Origin of the sequence: Kocuria rhizophila DC2201, assembly GCF_000010285.1 — a bacterium.
Classification (GTDB): Bacteria; Actinomycetota; Actinomycetes; order Actinomycetales; family Micrococcaceae; genus Kocuria; species Kocuria rhizophila_A.
Map to the genome: position 1 here is coordinate 2,253,711 of NC_010617.1, position 15,494 is coordinate 2,269,204.

General features: G+C 72.4%; 12 protein-coding genes. 2 read left to right on the forward strand and 10 right to left on the reverse strand.

The window, feature by feature from the left end:
* Positions 1-18: 18 nt before the first annotated feature.
* Complete coding sequence (locus KRH_RS09695; protein WP_041297707.1) at positions 19-1,080, reverse strand: enoyl-CoA hydratase/isomerase family protein; 1,062 nt, start codon at positions 1,078-1,080, stop codon at positions 19-21.
* A 120-nt stretch (positions 1,081-1,200) separates the two neighbouring features.
* On the reverse strand, positions 1,201-2,442 hold the full coding sequence (locus KRH_RS09700) for a TDT family transporter (protein ID WP_105590577.1): 1,242 nt from the start codon (positions 2,440-2,442) through the stop codon (positions 1,201-1,203).
* Between the two features lie 71 nt (positions 2,443-2,513).
* On the opposite strand from KRH_RS09700, the gene KRH_RS09705 reads away from it, so the two are divergent.
* Positions 2,514-3,416, forward strand: coding sequence for a LysR substrate-binding domain-containing protein (locus KRH_RS09705; RefSeq protein WP_012399030.1), 903 nt, complete (start codon positions 2,514-2,516; stop codon positions 3,414-3,416).
* A gap of 137 nt (positions 3,417-3,553) precedes the next feature.
* Here the strand turns inward: KRH_RS09705 and KRH_RS09710 are convergent, their stop codons facing one another.
* The 8 genes from KRH_RS09710 to KRH_RS09745 all read right to left on the reverse strand — a co-directional run bounded on the left by KRH_RS09710 (position 3,554) and on the right by KRH_RS09745 (position 13,652).
* Positions 3,554-5,614, reverse strand: coding sequence for an ATP-binding cassette domain-containing protein (locus KRH_RS09710; protein ID WP_226905834.1), 2,061 nt, complete (start codon positions 5,612-5,614; stop codon positions 3,554-3,556).
* Positions 5,614-6,615 (reverse strand): ABC transporter permease, encoded by a 1,002-nt coding sequence (locus KRH_RS09715; RefSeq protein WP_197524570.1) that lies wholly within the window; start codon positions 6,613-6,615, stop codon positions 5,614-5,616. The genes KRH_RS09710 and KRH_RS09715 overlap by 1 nt, the downstream gene beginning before the upstream one ends.
* Complete coding sequence (locus KRH_RS09720; RefSeq protein WP_012399033.1) at positions 6,612-7,568, reverse strand: ABC transporter permease; 957 nt, start codon at positions 7,566-7,568, stop codon at positions 6,612-6,614. Before KRH_RS09720 ends, KRH_RS09715 begins: the two co-directional genes overlap by 4 nt.
* A 4-nt stretch (positions 7,569-7,572) precedes the next feature.
* Positions 7,573-9,225, reverse strand: coding sequence for an ABC transporter substrate-binding protein (locus KRH_RS09725; protein ID WP_081431616.1), 1,653 nt, complete (start codon positions 9,223-9,225; stop codon positions 7,573-7,575).
* A gap of 544 nt (positions 9,226-9,769) precedes the next feature.
* The gene (locus KRH_RS09730) at positions 9,770-10,666 is read right to left on the reverse strand and encodes a glycerophosphodiester phosphodiesterase family protein (protein ID WP_012399036.1); all 897 of its coding nucleotides are present in this window, start codon (positions 10,664-10,666) and stop codon (positions 9,770-9,772) included.
* Positions 10,659-11,894 (reverse strand): HAD-IIB family hydrolase, encoded by a 1,236-nt coding sequence (locus tag KRH_RS09735; protein ID WP_012399037.1) that lies wholly within the window; start codon positions 11,892-11,894, stop codon positions 10,659-10,661. The genes KRH_RS09730 and KRH_RS09735 overlap by 8 nt, the downstream gene beginning before the upstream one ends.
* 5 nt (positions 11,895-11,899) lie before the next feature.
* A complete protein-coding gene (locus KRH_RS09740) occupies positions 11,900-12,421 on the reverse strand; it encodes a YbhB/YbcL family Raf kinase inhibitor-like protein (protein WP_012399038.1) in 522 nt (173 codons plus the stop codon).
* A gap of 283 nt (positions 12,422-12,704) precedes the next feature.
* Positions 12,705-13,652: a carbohydrate kinase family protein gene (locus KRH_RS09745; protein WP_012399039.1), complete on the reverse strand. Its 948-nt coding sequence runs from the start codon at positions 13,650-13,652 to the stop codon at positions 12,705-12,707.
* Between the two features lie 394 nt (positions 13,653-14,046).
* Here KRH_RS09745 and KRH_RS09750 point away from each other — a divergent pair, with 394 nt between their 5' ends.
* Positions 14,047-15,462 (forward strand): glyceraldehyde-3-phosphate dehydrogenase, encoded by a 1,416-nt coding sequence (locus tag KRH_RS09750; RefSeq protein ID WP_012399040.1) that lies wholly within the window; start codon positions 14,047-14,049, stop codon positions 15,460-15,462.
* Positions 15,463-15,494 lie beyond the last annotated feature (32 nt).

Sequence of the window (15,494 nt, forward strand, 5' to 3'; positions counted from 1 at the left end):
CAGATGCGGATGGGCAGCTCAGACCCGGATGGGCAGCTCCGACTTCTCGGACACCAGAGCCCGGATGCGATCCTCGTCCACCTGGGCGGCGGTGGCCGGTTCCCACTGCGGGGTCTTGTCCTTGTCCACCACCATGGCGCGCACGCCCTCGATGAAGTCGTGGCCCACCGCGGTGTCCTCCGCCATGCGCAGCTCGCGTTCCAGGCAGGACACCACGTCGTCGTCCTCGGAGCCCTTGGTCAGCAGCTCGAACACGCGGGCGAGCGAGGTGGGGCTCATGCCGTCCAGGTCCGAGCCCGCATTGCGCACGACCTCCTCCAGGGTGTCCGCGCCGTAGGTCGCCACGATCTCGTCCCACCGGGCGGGGAACTCGGACTCGGGGGCGTCCTTCGAGTACTTCTCCACCGCGGCATCCACACCGTCCGTGGTGACGGTCTCCACGAACGCGTCCACGTCCGAGGAGTCGATGAACACGTCCGCCAGGCCCAGGGCGATCGCGTCCGCCCCGGTGATCCGCACACCGGCCAGCCCGAGGTAGCGACCCACGGCGAGGGACTCGCGGCGGGCGGCGTCGTCGTCGATGGCGGCCCCGGCGCCGCGGGTGACGCGCGGCAGGAACCAGCTGGCCCCCACGTCCGTGAAGAAGCCGATCGCGGTCTCCGGCATGGCCATGACCGTGGTCTCCGTGACGACCCGATGCGAGCCGTGGACCGAGAGCCCCATGCCGCCGCCCATCACGATCCCGTTCATCATGGCCACGTACGGCTTGGGGTAGCGGGCGATCACCGCGTTCATGGAGTACTCGGTGCCGAACGCGTCCCGGATCTCGTCCTCGTGACCCTCCAGCGCGGCGGTGCGCACCTCCTTGATGTCACCGCCCGCGCAGAACGCCTTGGGCAGCTCGGAGCGCACGACCACCTCGGTGATCGCGGGATCGTCACGCCACATCTGCAGGGCGTCCACCAGCTGGTGGTACATGCTCCGGTTCAGCGCGTTCAGGGTCTTCTCCCGGGTGAGGGTGAGCACCCCGGTGTGGCCCTGGATCTGGGGGCGGACGAGCGATTCTTCGGTAGCCTTCATGACCCCCATGCTAGCCAGCCGGAGCGCGGGGTGTCGCAGCGGTCACACCGTGCGGAGCGGCGTCGTCGCGCACCGCGAGCGGGAGGACGACGCCGCCCCGGCCGTTCACCCAGCACATCATCACCCGCGCGCCGCGACCGGTGCCCGCGACGTGCCCACGGTGTGGGCCCTGACCGCCCGCACCGTGGCCACCCCGCACAGGGCCCAGTTGAACAGCAGCATCAGGCAGACGACGTCCGAGGCGATCCCGAACGCCCGGATGCCGGTGCCACCCGCCATGCCGTGCAGCCCCAGGCACACCGTGCCCACGGGGAAGGTCAGCGCCCACCAGCCCGGGGAGAAGGGCATCCCGTTGCGGAATCCGCGCAGTGTCATGACCGTGGCCCAGGCGATCAGGGGCACCCCCAGGGTGAGCATGACGGTCCCGTAGAGGTTCGCGAGCCAGGTCAGCGTGCCCGCGTCCTCGGGAAGCACGAAGTGCTGCGCCTGCACCGCGAGCGCCTGCGCCGCCGCTGTGGACTGGCCCACCACGCCCAGCGGGATCCACGCGCTCGTGGACGCGGTCAGCGGCAGCGGGGCCACCCGCCAGTGGTGGTGGTAGGCCACCGCGAACACCACCATGCCCAGGACCAGCGCCAGGAAGAAGCACGCCACGGCCACGATCACGAGCAGCAGCTGCGCGGGGCGGGTGGCCAGGTGGGGGACGAGTGCGGCGCCGGTGGTCGCAGAGACCATGGGCGGCACGATCGGCAGCCCCCACGTGGTGGTGGGTGCGCCCACGTCACGGCCGATCAGTCGTACGGCGAACCCGAGTGCCGTGAGGATGCCCAGCACGGTGCCCACGCTCCACAGCACGCCGTCCACCACCCACGCGGGCGACGCGAGCGAGGGCCAGTGGGCGGGCACCACGGTGGCGGTCGCCGACCCCAGGGCGAGGATGCCCATGGACACCATGCCCCACGTGGCGAGCACCGGGAGGTCCCGGATGGTCTGCGCCAGCACCGCCGGGCGCCGGGCGATCCGCGCCGCGAAAGCCGCGGTCAGGCCCACGAACACGCACCACCCGACCACCAGCAGCGCCACCGCGAGCCCCCTGGCGCCGGGAAGGTCACCACCCAGGGTCTGTGTGAGGGTCGCCGCAATGCCCGTGCCCATGAGCGAGCCGTACCACTGCGGGCCCGCGGGAGGCAGCGGGAGGGAGGTGACCGTGCGCTTCGTGGCGGGTGCACTGCGGGAGGAGTTCTGGCCCCGGGACGGGTCGGCGGTCCGGGAGGCAGTGGTCCCCGGGCGCGCGGAGGGGGCAGCGGGCGCGTTCACGGAAGCGGCAGAGGGCGCGGCAGCGGGCTGGGAAGGGCGGCTCATCACTCCAGGATGCGGCTGTCATGCTCGCCCCGGTAGCCCTCCATCCCGTATCCGGGGTATATCCTGCGGATATGTCTCAGTGGCCGGATGTGGCGGCGCTCGAACTGCTCGTGGCGGTCGCGGACCACGGCAGCCTGGCCGCCGCGGCCCGCGCCGTGGGCACCGCCCAGCCCAACGCGAGCCGCTCCATGGCCCGGTTGGAGCGCTCGGTGGGTGTCCCCCTGCTGCACCGCTCCACCCGCGGGTCCACGCTCACGCCGGCGGGGCTGCTGGTCACGGAGTGGGCGCGGGACGTGGTCGGGGCCTCGCGCAAGCTCGTCGACGGCGCCGCCCTCCTCGCGCAGGACACCTCCCGGTCGTCGTCGCTGCGGGTGTCCGCGAGCCAGACCGTGGCGGAGCACCTGCTCCCCCGGTGGCTTGCGGAGATGCGTTCCGCCCACCCGGAGTCACGGGTGCGCGTCACGGTGCACAACTCCCACGAGGTGGCCCGGGACGTGCTGCGCGGCGCCGCGGACGTGGGATTCATCGAGGCCCCCGCACCTCCCTCCGGGGTGCACCACACGGTGGTGGCGCGGGACGAGCTCGTGCTCGTGGTGCCGCCGGGGCACCCGTGGGCCTCGCGGCAGGACCCGGTGACCACCGCCGAGCTCGCTGCCACGCCTCTGATCACCCGGGAGGCCGGTTCCGGCACGCGCATGGCTCTGGACGAGGCGCTGGGGGCTCCCGTGAGCTCCCTGCTGGAGATGCCCAGCAACGCCGCCGTGCGCGTGAGTGTGCAGGCGGGCTCCGGGCCGGCGGTGCTCAGCCGGCTGGCGGTGGACGACGCCGTGGCCGCCGGAACGCTCGTGCAGGTCCCCACGGTGCTGGACCTGCGCCGTGAGCTGCGCGCCGTGTGGCACGGCCCCCGCCGGACGCAGGGCCTGGCGGCGGAGCTGATCGCGGTGGCGCGGCGCACGGACCCGCCCGGCCGGTGACGGTGCGGAGGCGCTGCCCTCCGCCTTCCATGAACGCGGGAGCGGAAGCGGGCGCGGCAGCGTGTGAGGAGAGGATCTGACCCCGGAACGCGAGAAATTCGTGTCAGAACCTCTCCCCACGCGCTGGCGGCGACGGGTCAGCCCGCGTTCTCCAGCGTGGGCACGTGGCGCAGCAGCGCCCTGGTGTAGCTGTGGCGGGGGTTGCGCAGCACCGCGTCCGTGGGGCCGTAGTCCACCAGCTTGCCCTTTTCCAGCACGGCCAGCTTGTGCGAGATGTGCCGGGCCAACGCGATGTTGTGGGTCACGAACAGCATGGCCAGCCCGCGCTCGTGCTGCAGCTCGCGCAGCAGCTCGATCACCGAGGCCTGCACGGACACGTCCAGCGCGGAGGTGATCTCGTCGCACACCAGCAGCGACGGCGCGTTCACGAGCGCCCGCGCCACCGCGGCGCGCTGCCGCTCACCGCCGGAGAGCTCCCCGGGGCGACGGTCGATGTAGCTGCGTCCGAGCCGCACGGCGTCCAGCGCGTCCGCCACGGCCGCGCGCCGCTGCTCGCGGGACATCCCGCCCGTCATCTGCAGCGGCACCTGCAGCGAGTCGCCGATGCTGCGCCGCGGGTTCAGCGAGGAGAACGGGGACTGGAACACGTACTGGACGCGCCGGCGCTGCTCGTTGCTGCGCCGCCGCGTGCTCGGGGCGAGCACCTGCCCGTCCAGCAGCACCTCGCCCGTGTACCCGCTGTTGAGCCCGGCCACGCTGCGGGACAGGGTGGTCTTCCCGGACCCGGACTCCCCGAGCAGCATGGTGGTCTGCCCGGCGGCCAGGTCCAGGTCGATGCCGTCCAGGATCACCGCGGGCCCGTACGCCATCCGCAGGTTCCGCACGCTCACCACGGGTGCGTCCTTCCCACCCCTGTCGACGATGCCGCCCGCGCCCCGTTCGCGCACCACCGCACCGGTTCCGGGGTGCTCGCCACTGGTGGTCGCCGCGGACGTCGAGCCGGTGGTGGGTTCGTGCTCCCCACCTGCACCGTCCCCGGCGCGCAAGGCCCCGGACCCGCTGTGGTCGTCGGACGACCGCTCGGCACCGGGCAGGGAAACCGCCGTGCTGTCCGGGTCCTCCGGTGCACCCGCGCGGTCCGGGGCGGGGCGGGCCCCGGCCGGAGCGGCGGCATCCGCGGGCGCCGCGGCGTCGTCGTCCGCCGTGGGGGCGGGAGCGACGGATGCGGGCGCAGCCGCCTGACCGGGAGCGGCCCTGCCGTCGTCCCACGGGGCGCGCACCGAGACCTCGGGGCTCACGGAGGGCCCGCCGCCCATGTCCCGGGCGCCGCGCATGTCCGGCACGGCGTCGAGCAGCGCCCGCGTGTACGGGTGCTCGGGGTGGTGCAGGACGCGCTCGGCGGGGCCGTGCTCCACGATGGAGCCGTGGAGCATGACGGCCACGTCGTTGGCCACTTGCGCCACCACCGCGAGGTCGTGGGTGATGTACAGCCCGGCGACGTCGTGCTTGGTGGTGAGCTGGTAGATGGTCTTGAGCACCAGGCTCTGGGTGGCCACGTCCAGCCCGGTGGTGGGCTCGTCCAGGATGATCACCGCGGGGCGGCACGCGAACGCCATGGCGATGCCGATGCGCTGCTGCTGCCCGCCGGAGAGCTCGTGCGGGAACCGGCGCTGGTAGGCGCGGTCACCGGGCAGGCCCACCTCGGAGAGCACCTCGGCCACGCGGGCGTCCCGCTCCGCGGCGTTGCGGCCGAACTCGTGGGCGCGCAGCACCTCGTGGATCTGCTCGCCCACGCGCAACGAGCCGTTCAGGGACAGCGCCGGGTCCTGCGGCACGTACGCGAGGGTGCCGCCGCGCAACCGGCGCATCTTCTTCTCGGGCAGCGTGAGCAGGTCCACCGAGCTGCGGTGGAAGCGCGAGGCACCCTCCTCGAGGCGCACGGAGCCGCCGCGCAGCTCGAGCCCCGCGCGCAGGTGGTTCAGGCACGCGAGCGCCGCGGTGGTCTTGCCCGATCCGGACTCCCCCACGAGGGCGAGGATCCGCCCCGGGTGCAGCGTGAAGCTGACGTCGTCCAGGATCAGCCCGCCGCCGATCACCCCGAGGTCCAGGTGGGACACGGTGATGGCGGTGTCCACGGTGGCGCGCGGAACCGTGGTGGCGCGCACCCTGTTCCGGGCGTTGTGTTCCGACCTTCTCATCAGGCACCCTTCTTCGCGGTCGAGCGGACCCGGCCCGCGGAGGCCCCGGCCACGGCGTCGGCAATCAGGTTGGTCCCCACGGTGAGCACGGCGATGGCGAGCACCGGCAGGATCACGCCCCACGGCTGCAGGGACAGGGCGATCCGGTTCTCGTTGATCATCAGGCCCCAGTCCGGGGTGGGCGGCTGCATGCCCAGGCCCAGGAAGGACAGGGAGGCCACCGCGCCGATCGAGTAGGTCAGGCGCAGCCCCACCTCCACCATGAGGGGGCCCATGATGTTGGGCACCACGTCCCGGGTGAGGATCTTCCACTGCGGCACGGCGTACATCTGGGACGCGAGCACGTAGTCCTCGGCCACCACCCCGGCGGTCGAGGAGCGGATCACCCGGGCCACGCGCGGGGCGTGGGTGATGCCGATGACCATGACCAGCACCCAGCCCTGCGGTCCCAGCACGGTCACGGCCAGCAGGGCGAACACGAGCTGCGGGATGGCCAGCAGCACGTCCCCGCCGCGCATGATCACGGCGTCCAGCCAGCCCCTGCGGAACGCGGCCAGCATGCCCAGCAGCGCGCCGATCCCCACGCCCACCACGGTGGCCAGCGCCGAGTAGAGCAGCAGCCGCCAGCCGCCCGCGAGGAAGCGGGAGAGCACGTCACGGCCCAGGTTGTCGGTGCCGAACACACCGGTCTGGAACGGTTTGCCGGCGAACGAGTTGGAGCCGTAGCCGGTCCACGCCGGCACCACGAAGGGTCCGAGCACCGCCACGAGCAGCACGAGCGCCGTGAGCACGATGCCCAGCTTCGCCGCCGGCTGCTGCACCACGCGCCGCGCGAAGGACACGGGGCGCGCGTCCCCGCGGGACTCGGAGTGCCCGAAGTCCTGCGGTCGCGGCCCGGCCGTGGTGGCCGCGTGGGCGTCCTCGGCCACCACGACGTCGCTCGCGGCCGAGGTGCCCCCGGTTTCCTGGGGCGGCACGTCCGCCCTGTTCTGCGCGCTCATGAGCGGGACTCCGTCCGCAGTTTGGGGTTGGCAAGGATTCCGATCACGTCCGCGATGAGGTTCACCACGACGTAGAACGCGGCGATGATCATGGACAGCGCCTGCACCACCTGCACGTCACGGGTGTTCACGGCGTCCACCATCGCCTGCCCGAGGCCCGGGAAGCGGAAGAGGAACTCCACCACCACGATGCCCCCGGCCAGCCACGCGAGCTGCATGGCCACCACCTGGGCCACCGGCCCCACGGCGTGCGGCAGTGCGTGCTTGAAGATCACCTGGCGCTCGGGCAGCCCCTTGAGCCGGGCCATCTCCACGTAGCCGGAGTCCAGGACGTCGATCATGGTGGTGCGGGTCATGCGGATCATGTAGGGCACCACCACGAGCACGAGGGTCAGCGACGGCAGGATCAGCTGCAGGGGGTAGTCCCACACCTTCATGCCGGGGGCGGCCATGGTGACCGAGGGCAGCAGCTTGAACACCGTGGTGGACAGCAGGGTGGTGAGGATCACGCCGATCACGAACTCGGGCAGGGCGGCGAGCACCAGGGAGAAGCCCGTGAGCACCTGGTCCGAGGCGCGGCCGCGGCGCATGGCGGACCACGTGCCGAGCAGCAGGCCCACGGGGATCGCGATCACCGCGGAGATGACCATGAGCACCATGGACGCGGAGACCTTGCTCGCGAGCAGTGCGTTCACGGAGCCGCCCGTGGCGGCGGAGGTCCCGAGGTCCCCCACGAACAGCCCGCCGAGCCACGTGAGGTAGCGGGTGTACCAGGGGTCGTTGAGCTGCAGCTGCTCGCGCAGTGCGGCCAACCGCTCGGGGGTGGCCTGCTGTCCCAGGATCGCCTGGGCGGGGTCCCCCGGGAGCAGGAGGGTGAACACGAACACCAGCAGGGACACCGCCAGCAGCACGAAGACGGAAACTCCCAGACGTTTGAGGATCATGGCAGCCACGCGGTCACTTCCCTTCCTGGTCGATCCACAGGTGGCGCATGTGGAATCCGCACACCGGCATGCCGATGCGGTGCGCGAACCCGCCGCCCACGTAGTTCTGGTAGGCGTCCGCCTGGTTGAAGAACCCCCAGGCGATGTAGCCGCCCTTCTCGTGGAGCAGCTGCTGCGCCTGCCGCATGAGCTGGTTGCGCTTCTTATCGTCCATCGTGGCGCGGGCCTTCTTGTACAGGGCCCGGAACTCGGGGTCCGCCTCGTGGGTCTCGTTGAACGGTGCGCCCGGCACGGTGCCCTGCGCGGTCTGGGACAGGAAGTTGCGGGTGTACCAGAAGTCCTGGGAGAAGGGGTATTCGAGGTAGCCGTCCCCGAAGAACGTGGTGCTGTCCACGCGGCGCAGCTTCACGGTGATCCCGGCCTCGGAGGCCTGCTCCGCGAACACCTGGGCGGCCTCCACGGCACCGGACTGGATGGGCGCGGTGACGAGCTCGACCTCCAGCCCGTTGGGGTGACCGGCGTCCGCGAGCAGCTTCTTGGCCTTGGCGATGTCCCGCGTGCGCTGCTGCAGCCGGGGCGTACCGGGGTCGAACGGCGAGTACATGTCGTTGCCCACGGTGCCGTGGCCGGAGAATACCTGCTCCACCATCTGCTCGCGGTCCACCACCAGCCGGAAGGCCTGGCGCACGCGCGGGTCGTCGAAGGGAGCGGCGTCCACGCGCATGGTGAACGGCAGCCAGTTGCCGGTCTCGGAGAGCACGGTGTGCAGGCGGGGGTCCGTGTTGATCACGTCCACCAGCGCGAGCGGCAGCTGCCCCACCACGTCCACCTGGGTGGAGAGCAGGGCGTTGACCAGGGCGTCCTGGTCGTTGAAGTTCAGCAGGTGGATCTCGTCCACGAAGGGCGGTTCGGTCCAGTAGTCCGGGTTGCGCTTGAGCACGGTCACCTGCCCGGGCTCGAAGGAGCCCAGGGTGAACGGCCCGGTGCCCACGGGCTTGGCGGGATCGTAGTCCGCGGGCACGATCCCCATGGAGTTCTGGGCGATCGAGTCCACGAGGGACGCGTCCGGCTCCTTGAGCTCGAAGCGCACCGTGCGCTCGTCCACGGCCACGGTCCGCTTGAGCCGCGCGAGCCCGGAGGCGCCCGTCTTGGGGTCCTTGGGGTTCGTGATCCGCCGGAACGTGGCCACCACGTCCTCGGTGGTCAGGGGCCGCCCGTCGTGGAAGCGCACCCCCTCGCGCAGCCGGAACACCCAGGCCCGGCCGCCGTCCTCGGCCTTGACGGACTCGGCGAGCCCCGGCACCAGCTTGTAGTCGGGGTCGAACTCGTAGAGGCGGTCGTAGAGCCCCATCACGCGCCCACCGTCCGCGGTGACCACGGGGGCGTGGGCGTCCAGGCTGTCGGACGCGCCGCCGCCGGTCATCCCGATCCGCAGGATGCCCCCGCGCTGGGGCTCACCGGTGGCCCGGGCCCGTGCCGCCCTGGGCTGGGTCCCCCCGCCGCAGCCGGCCAGGGCCAACGACGCCGCCGCGGCGCCCAGTCCCATGAATCCGCGCCGGCTCAGCCCCGCACGGACCGCGCGCTCGACGACGCCGCCCGCAGCGGGGGCGGCGAGCGGCCGGTCACCGCGCCGGGGTGGACGGGACGTGGGTGGCACTGGGTTCATGGTTCCTCGCAGGCTGGCGGGTCGCGGGCATGACGGATGACGGGTGCGTCGGGGAGGCGGCGCGCCCGTGGTCACGGGCCGCGCCGGAGCGGCGTGGACCCAGCTACGGGATCTTGCTGGGGAGTGCGGTCACCGCGTGGTGACCGCGCACGGGCTGCTGGGCCGTGCGGCGTCGGCGGTAGATGGCCGACGGCGTTGGCCGCACCGCTCCGCAGCGGCGGGGCCCCGTGTGCGCGCGGTCCGAGGACGTGCGCGGAGGGGTTGCCGTGGCGGGCACGAGGGCAGGGACGGGGAGCATGCAGTGCACACGACCTCCCTGGGCTCGGCGGAGCGGACACGGGACCGGGCGGCGGAGACGGCGCTCCCCGTGGTCCCGGTCACACCCACGCTACCGCGATGTGGGGCGCATCGGGGCGAGGCGGGCGGAACCGGCGGGTGCGCGTCGGGCCGCGGCGCCGCACGCGTGGCCCCTGCGAAGGGTTCGCCGCCCCGGTCACGCCCCCGCGCCGGGCCGGCGCCGCGTCAGCACGGCGTCAGCGCTGCGTCAGCGCTGCTCGTGCGGAGGCCACTGGCCCCGTTCGTGCAGCACGTCCCGCAGCAGGTCCGCCCGGTCCGTGATGATCCCGTCCACGCCGGCGTCCAGCAGCCGGTGCATGTCCGCGGGGTCGTTGACGGTCCACACCTGCACGGACAGTCCCACCCGGTGGGCGAGGTCCAGGAAGCGGGGCGTCACGATCCGCACGGTCGCACGGCGTCCGAGGGGCAGCTCCAGGACGTGCTGCTCCGGCAGCTGCAGGGTGTCGAAGGGCGCCACCACACGGGACCACGCCACACGGTGCGCCCACCACAGCGCCGGGGCGATCCGCGGGGACACCCGGTCCGTCACGGGCGCCACGGCGGACACGGCCAGGAACCCGGCGGTGCCCAGCATCCCGGCGGAGGTGCGGGCACGGCGGCCCGTGAGGCGGCGCAGCCGGGCGAGCGCGCGGCGTCGTCGTGACTCGGAGAACGAGGTGACCCGCACCCGGTCCAGGGCACCCTCCCGGGCGATCACCTCGGGCAGCGCCGCCACCGAGGCCTCGTCCTTGACGTCGATGTTCAGGCACGCCTCCGGCAGCTCGCGCAGCAGCTCGGTGAGCGTGGGGATGCCATGCTCACCGCCCACCCGCAGCTCGCGCAGCTGCTCCCACGTGACGTCGTTGACGTCCCCCGTGCTGCCCGTGACCCGCTCCAGCGAGGGGTCGTGGAAGGCCACCACCACGCCGTCGCTCGTGGTGTGCACGTCCGTCTCGAGCCACACGAAGCCGAGCTCCGCGGCCGCACGGAACGCGGACATCGTGTTCTCGTGGCCGTCCGGGGAGAACCCGCGGTGGGCGAGCCCCGCGGGGTTCCTGCCGGACCGTGGCGTGGACGCGTGCTGCGGGCGGGGGATGTCAGGCATGGTCCTCCTCGGGGGACGGCGCACCGTGGCGCCCGGGATGTTCGGCATTGTCAGGGCGTTCGGCTTTCTCGGGGCGTTCGGCGGTGTCAGGGTGCGCGACGTGGTCGGAGCCGCGGTCGTGCACCGGGGCGGGCGACCCCTCGTCCTCCGGGGGCGCCGCCGCTCCCGGGTGCGCCCGGTGTCCCGGTGATGCCGGTGGTGCCGGTGGTCCCGGGACGGAGCGTTCGGCGGACGCCGCATGACCCGAGGCAGCGGCAGGGTCCATGCGCGCCGCGCGACCCGGGGCGGCACCGGGGTCGGTGCGTGCCGTGTGACCTGGGGCGGCGACAGGGCCGGTGCGCCCCGCGTGACCCGGGGCCGAACCGGGATCGGTGCGCGCGGCGGCATCGTGCTCGTCCCCCGCGAGGTACCGCTCGATCACCTGCGCCACGCCGTCCTCGGTGAACGCCGGGGCGGTGCGCTCCACCGCGGCGACGACGCCCGGGTGCCCGTCCGCCATGGCGTAGCCCCGCCCGGCCCAGGTGAGCATCTCGAGGTCGTTGGGCATGTCCCCGAAGGCCATGACCTCGTGCCGGGAGATGCCCAGCTCCGCGGCGAAGCGTTCGAGGGTGCGGGCCTTGGTGAGTCCGCGCTGGCCCATCTCCACGAGCGGGGCGGCGGCCACGGAGTGCGTCACCGCGAGCCGGCCCGCGACCACGTCGCGGACGGCCTCGAAGTACGTGTCCGGATCGGCGCCGTCGAGCTTGGCGAGCAGCTTGACCACCGCGGTGCCGGGGCGCAGGGTCTCGGTCACGGGTGCCTCGGTGACGTCCCGGATCTCCATGCGGTCCGTGCGCGCCCAGCCATGGTCCGTGTGCACGGCCTCCAGGGTCTCGGCGGCGAACAGGGAGTCCGGGAACGCGCGGCGGACGTCCTCGATCACGGGCAGCGCCTCGGCCACGTCGAAGCCGTTGGCGCTCAGCACCCGCTGGGTGCCGGGATCGAAGACCACGGCGCCGTTGGAGCAGATCACCACGCCCGCGTCGTCGAGCTGCTCGTGCAGGGGGTCCAGCCACCGCTTGGGGCGCCCGGTCACGAACACCACCTGGATCCCGGCGTCCCGGGCTGCGGTGATGGCCTCCAGGGTGCGGGGGCGGAAACGGAAGTCAGGGCCCAGGACGGTCCCGTCCAGATCGCTCGCGATCAGCCGGACGGGCCCCCGCCCCGGATCCTGCACGTGCTCCGCCACCGCGACTACTTCACTTCGTACGTGGGCGTGAGGAACGCGCGCCCCAGGGCGTGCGAGAACAGGTTGAAGTTCACCACGGCGGGGCTCGCGCTCTCGTCCACCTCGAGCTCGGGGACGTCCACGGCGGTCACGCAGATGATGTAACGGTGCGGGCCGTGACCCTCGGGCGGTGCGGCACCCAGGTACTCGTCCGTGCCGCCGTCGTTGCGGTGCTGCACGGAACCCTTCGGGGGGTTCGACGCCGCCCCGGTCGCCAGTTCGGTGACGTCCGCCGGGATGTTGGACAGGCACCAGTGCCAGAACCCGCTGGGGGTGGGGGCGTCCGGGTCGAACACGGTGACCACGTAGGACTGCGTGCCTTCCGGGGCTCCGGACCAGGACAGCTGCGGGGAGACGTCCTCTCCCCCGGCGCCCATGATCCCGGAGAGCTGGGGCGTGGGCACGGACTCACCCTCGGTCACGTCCGTGGAGGTGACGGTGAAGGTGGGCAGCTCGGGGAGGTCGGCGTAGGGATGACGGTCGTACATGACGGTGTTCCTCTCATCTCACTCGGTGTCTCGGTCGGCGCTCACGGATCGGTGCCGTGAGGTTCATTCTGCCCGGGCCCGCGGGCGGCGACAGCCGTGGCTGCGACGATGTCTCGCGCCGGGTCCTGCCTGGGCTCGCCGGTGGGCGTCCGCTCGACGGGCGGCGGCGCGGGGTCCGGTGGGTCGAGCGCGCAGTGGGTCGAGCGCTCCGGACGTCTGGTGCTTCGTGGCCCGGGACTCCTGGGCCGCGCGGGGCCCGGCCCTGCCGGCACCGGGCCACGGCTCAGCCCGCTCCTGACCCGCCCTGCGCGGGCAGCTCCTCGCGGGTGGGCAGCTGAGCCCCGGAGCGGGACACTGTGACCCCCGCCGCAACCGCCGCGTAGCGCAGCAGGTCGGTGACCTCGCCCGCACCGAGCCGATCCAGCGACGACGCCGCGGAGGCGCCCAGGATCTGCCGGTCCGCGAGCGAGGACAGCAGCGCGGCCATAAAGGAGTCCCCCGCACCCACGGTGTCCGCCACGGCCACCTTCGCCGCGGGGACGGACACGCCCTCGGGTCCGGTGCCGCGGCTGAGGGCCCACGGACCCATGGCTCCCCGGGTGACCACCACGAGCCGCGCACCGGCGTCCAGCCAGGCACGAGCGGTGTCCTCGACGCTGCGCTGCGGGTGCAGCCACAGCAGGTCCTCGTCCGAGGCCTTGACCACGTGGGCCAGCGCCACGATCTGCTCCGCGCGGGCACGGGCGTCCGACGAGTCCGGGATGATCGACGGGCGGCAGTTGGGGTCGTAGGAGATCAGCGCGTGACGGTGTGCGCGTTCCAGCGCCTGGCGCACCACGGAGGCACCCGGTTCCAGCATGGCGCCGATGGAGCCCACGTGCAGCAGGTCCGTGTCCGCGAGCAGCTCGTCGATCCGCCCCGGGGACACGTCCAGGGACCAGTCCAGCTGGAAGTCGTAGTCCGCGGCGCCGTTCTCGTCCAGGGTGGCCTGCGCCACGGAGGTGGGGAGGGAGTCGGCCTCGAACGGCACGCTCACCCCGTTCTCCGCGAGGTGCCCGGCCACCTGACGGCCGTACTCATCCCGGCCCCATCGGCCCAGGAACTGCACCTCGTGACCCAGCCGGGCCAGTCCCACGGCCACGTTCATGGGGCTTCCGCCCACGTGGGCCCGGGGTTGCTCGCCACTGCGGGACACCACGTCCACGAGGGCCTCACCGATCACGGTCAACATGGCTCCACGGTAGCAAAGCACCCGCCGCCCACCCCGTGTGGACGACGCCGCCCGGTCGCTCCCGCCGCCGGGCGGCCGGAGTCCCGGGCGCACCGCGCTCGGGACCCGGAGGTCCCGCACGGGGCTCACCGCGCAGGCACGAGGACCGGGCGGTCGGCGCGCCCCGCCCGTTGCGGAGGATGCCGCCCCACGCGGAGCCCTGGGCCGTGCGCGGAACCGCGCCGGGCGGCGTCGTCATCCTGCGGTGCGGTACGGGGCACCGGGCCCGGGCACGTAAACTGGGCGCGACGAGCAGCGCCGCTCACGGGGCGCTCCATCACGCCAGTTCGCGCACCGTCGCGCGACACCAACACGGCCTCCACGACGACGTCCGGGCCGAGGAAGAAGGTTGCTCATGAGCGCCACGTGGTCAGAACGAGAAGCCCTCGCCGAGCAGCTGGTCCCCCTGGTGGGGCAGCTGCACCGCAACAACAAGGTGGTCACCACCGTCTTCGGCCGCTCGCTCGTGCACAAGTCCGTCACGGACATCATCAAGGTCCACCGCTTCGCGCGCCGCATCATGGGCGAGGAGATGCCCCTGGAGAAGACCGTGGAGATCGTCACGGCACTGGGTGCGCTGAACCTGGGCGTGTGCAACGTGGACGTGGCGAAGCTCTACCAGGGCTTCACCGAGTCCGGCGCCACGGACCTGGACGGCTACCTGCGCGAGGCGCTCGCCCCGGCCGTGGACCAGCACGGCAGCAACGACGCCGAGACCCGGGACGTGGTGCTCTACGGCTTCGGGCGCATCGGGCGCCTGCTGGCCCGCATCCTGCTCAACCGCAACGACGGCACCGGCCTGAACCTGCGCGCCGTGGTGGTGCGCAAGAAGCCCGGCAACGACCTCGTCAAGCGCGCGTCCCTGCTGCGCCGCGACTCCGTGCACGGCTCGTTCGACGGCACCATCACCGTGGACGAAGAGAACAACGTGATCACCGCCAACGGTGTGCCGATCCAGTTCATCTACGCCAACTCTCCCGAGGAGATCGACTACACCTCCTACGGCATCCACGACGCCCTGGTGGTGGACAACACCGGCGTGTGGCGTGACGAGGAGGGCCTCTCCCAGCACCTGCGCTCGAAGGGTGTGGGCAAGGTGCTGCTCACCGCCCCCGGCAAGGGCGACATGAAGAACATCGTGTGCGGCGTGAACGACCAGGACATCGACCCTGAGGACACCATCATCTCCGCGGCGTCCTGCACCACCAACGCCATCACCCCGGTGATCAAGGTCCTCAACGACGAGTACGGGATCGTGCAGGGCCACGTGGAGACCGTGCACTCCTACACCAACGACCAGAACCTGATCGACAACTGGCACAAGGGTGACCGCCGCGGCCGCTCCGCCGCGCTGAACATGGTGATCACCGAGACCGGCGCCGCCAAGGCCGTGGCCAAGGCGCTGCCCGTGATGAAGGGCAAGCTCACCGGCAACGCCATCCGCGTGCCCACCCCGGACGTCTCCATGGCCATCCTCAACCTCCAGCTGGAGAACGCCCCGGAGTCCGCCGAGCAGGTGAACACGTTCCTCAAGGACATCTCCCTCAACTCGGCCATGCGCAAGCAGATCGACTACGTGGACTCCCCGGACGTGGTCTCCACGGACCTCGTGGGCTCGCGCCGCGCGGGCGTGGTGGACGGGCTCGCCACCATCGTGAACAACAACTCGCTGGTGCTCTACGTCTGGTACGACAACGAGTTCGGCTACTCGTGCCAGGTGGTGCGCGTGATGGCCCGCATGGCGGACATCTCCATGCTGCAGCTGCCGTAACCCGCTCCTGCATCCCGGGCACCCGCCGCCCC

Excerpts from the sequence above, each read along its gene's own strand:
- KRH_RS09695 (WP_041297707.1), bottom strand. The coding sequence starts at position 1,080 with ATGAAGGCTACCGAAGAATCGCTCGTCCGCCCCCAGATCCAGGGCCAC.
- KRH_RS09700 (WP_105590577.1), bottom strand. The coding sequence starts at position 2,442 with ATGAGCCGCCCTTCCCAGCCCGCTGCCGCGCCCTCTGCCGCTTCCGTG.
- KRH_RS09705 (WP_012399030.1), top strand. The coding sequence starts at position 2,514 with ATGTCTCAGTGGCCGGATGTGGCGGCGCTCGAACTGCTCGTGGCGGTC.
- KRH_RS09710 (WP_226905834.1), bottom strand. The coding sequence starts at position 5,614 with ATGAGAAGGTCGGAACACAACGCCCGGAACAGGGTGCGCGCCACCACG.
- KRH_RS09715 (WP_197524570.1), bottom strand. The coding sequence starts at position 6,615 with ATGAGCGCGCAGAACAGGGCGGACGTGCCGCCCCAGGAAACCGGGGGC.
- KRH_RS09725 (WP_081431616.1), bottom strand. The coding sequence starts at position 9,225 with ATGAACCCAGTGCCACCCACGTCCCGTCCACCCCGGCGCGGTGACCGG.
- KRH_RS09730 (WP_012399036.1), bottom strand. The coding sequence starts at position 10,666 with ATGCCTGACATCCCCCGCCCGCAGCACGCGTCCACGCCACGGTCCGGC.
- KRH_RS09740 (WP_012399038.1), bottom strand. The coding sequence starts at position 12,421 with ATGTACGACCGTCATCCCTACGCCGACCTCCCCGAGCTGCCCACCTTC.
- KRH_RS09745 (WP_012399039.1), bottom strand. The coding sequence starts at position 13,652 with ATGTTGACCGTGATCGGTGAGGCCCTCGTGGACGTGGTGTCCCGCAGT.
- KRH_RS09750 (WP_012399040.1), top strand. The coding sequence starts at position 14,047 with ATGAGCGCCACGTGGTCAGAACGAGAAGCCCTCGCCGAGCAGCTGGTC.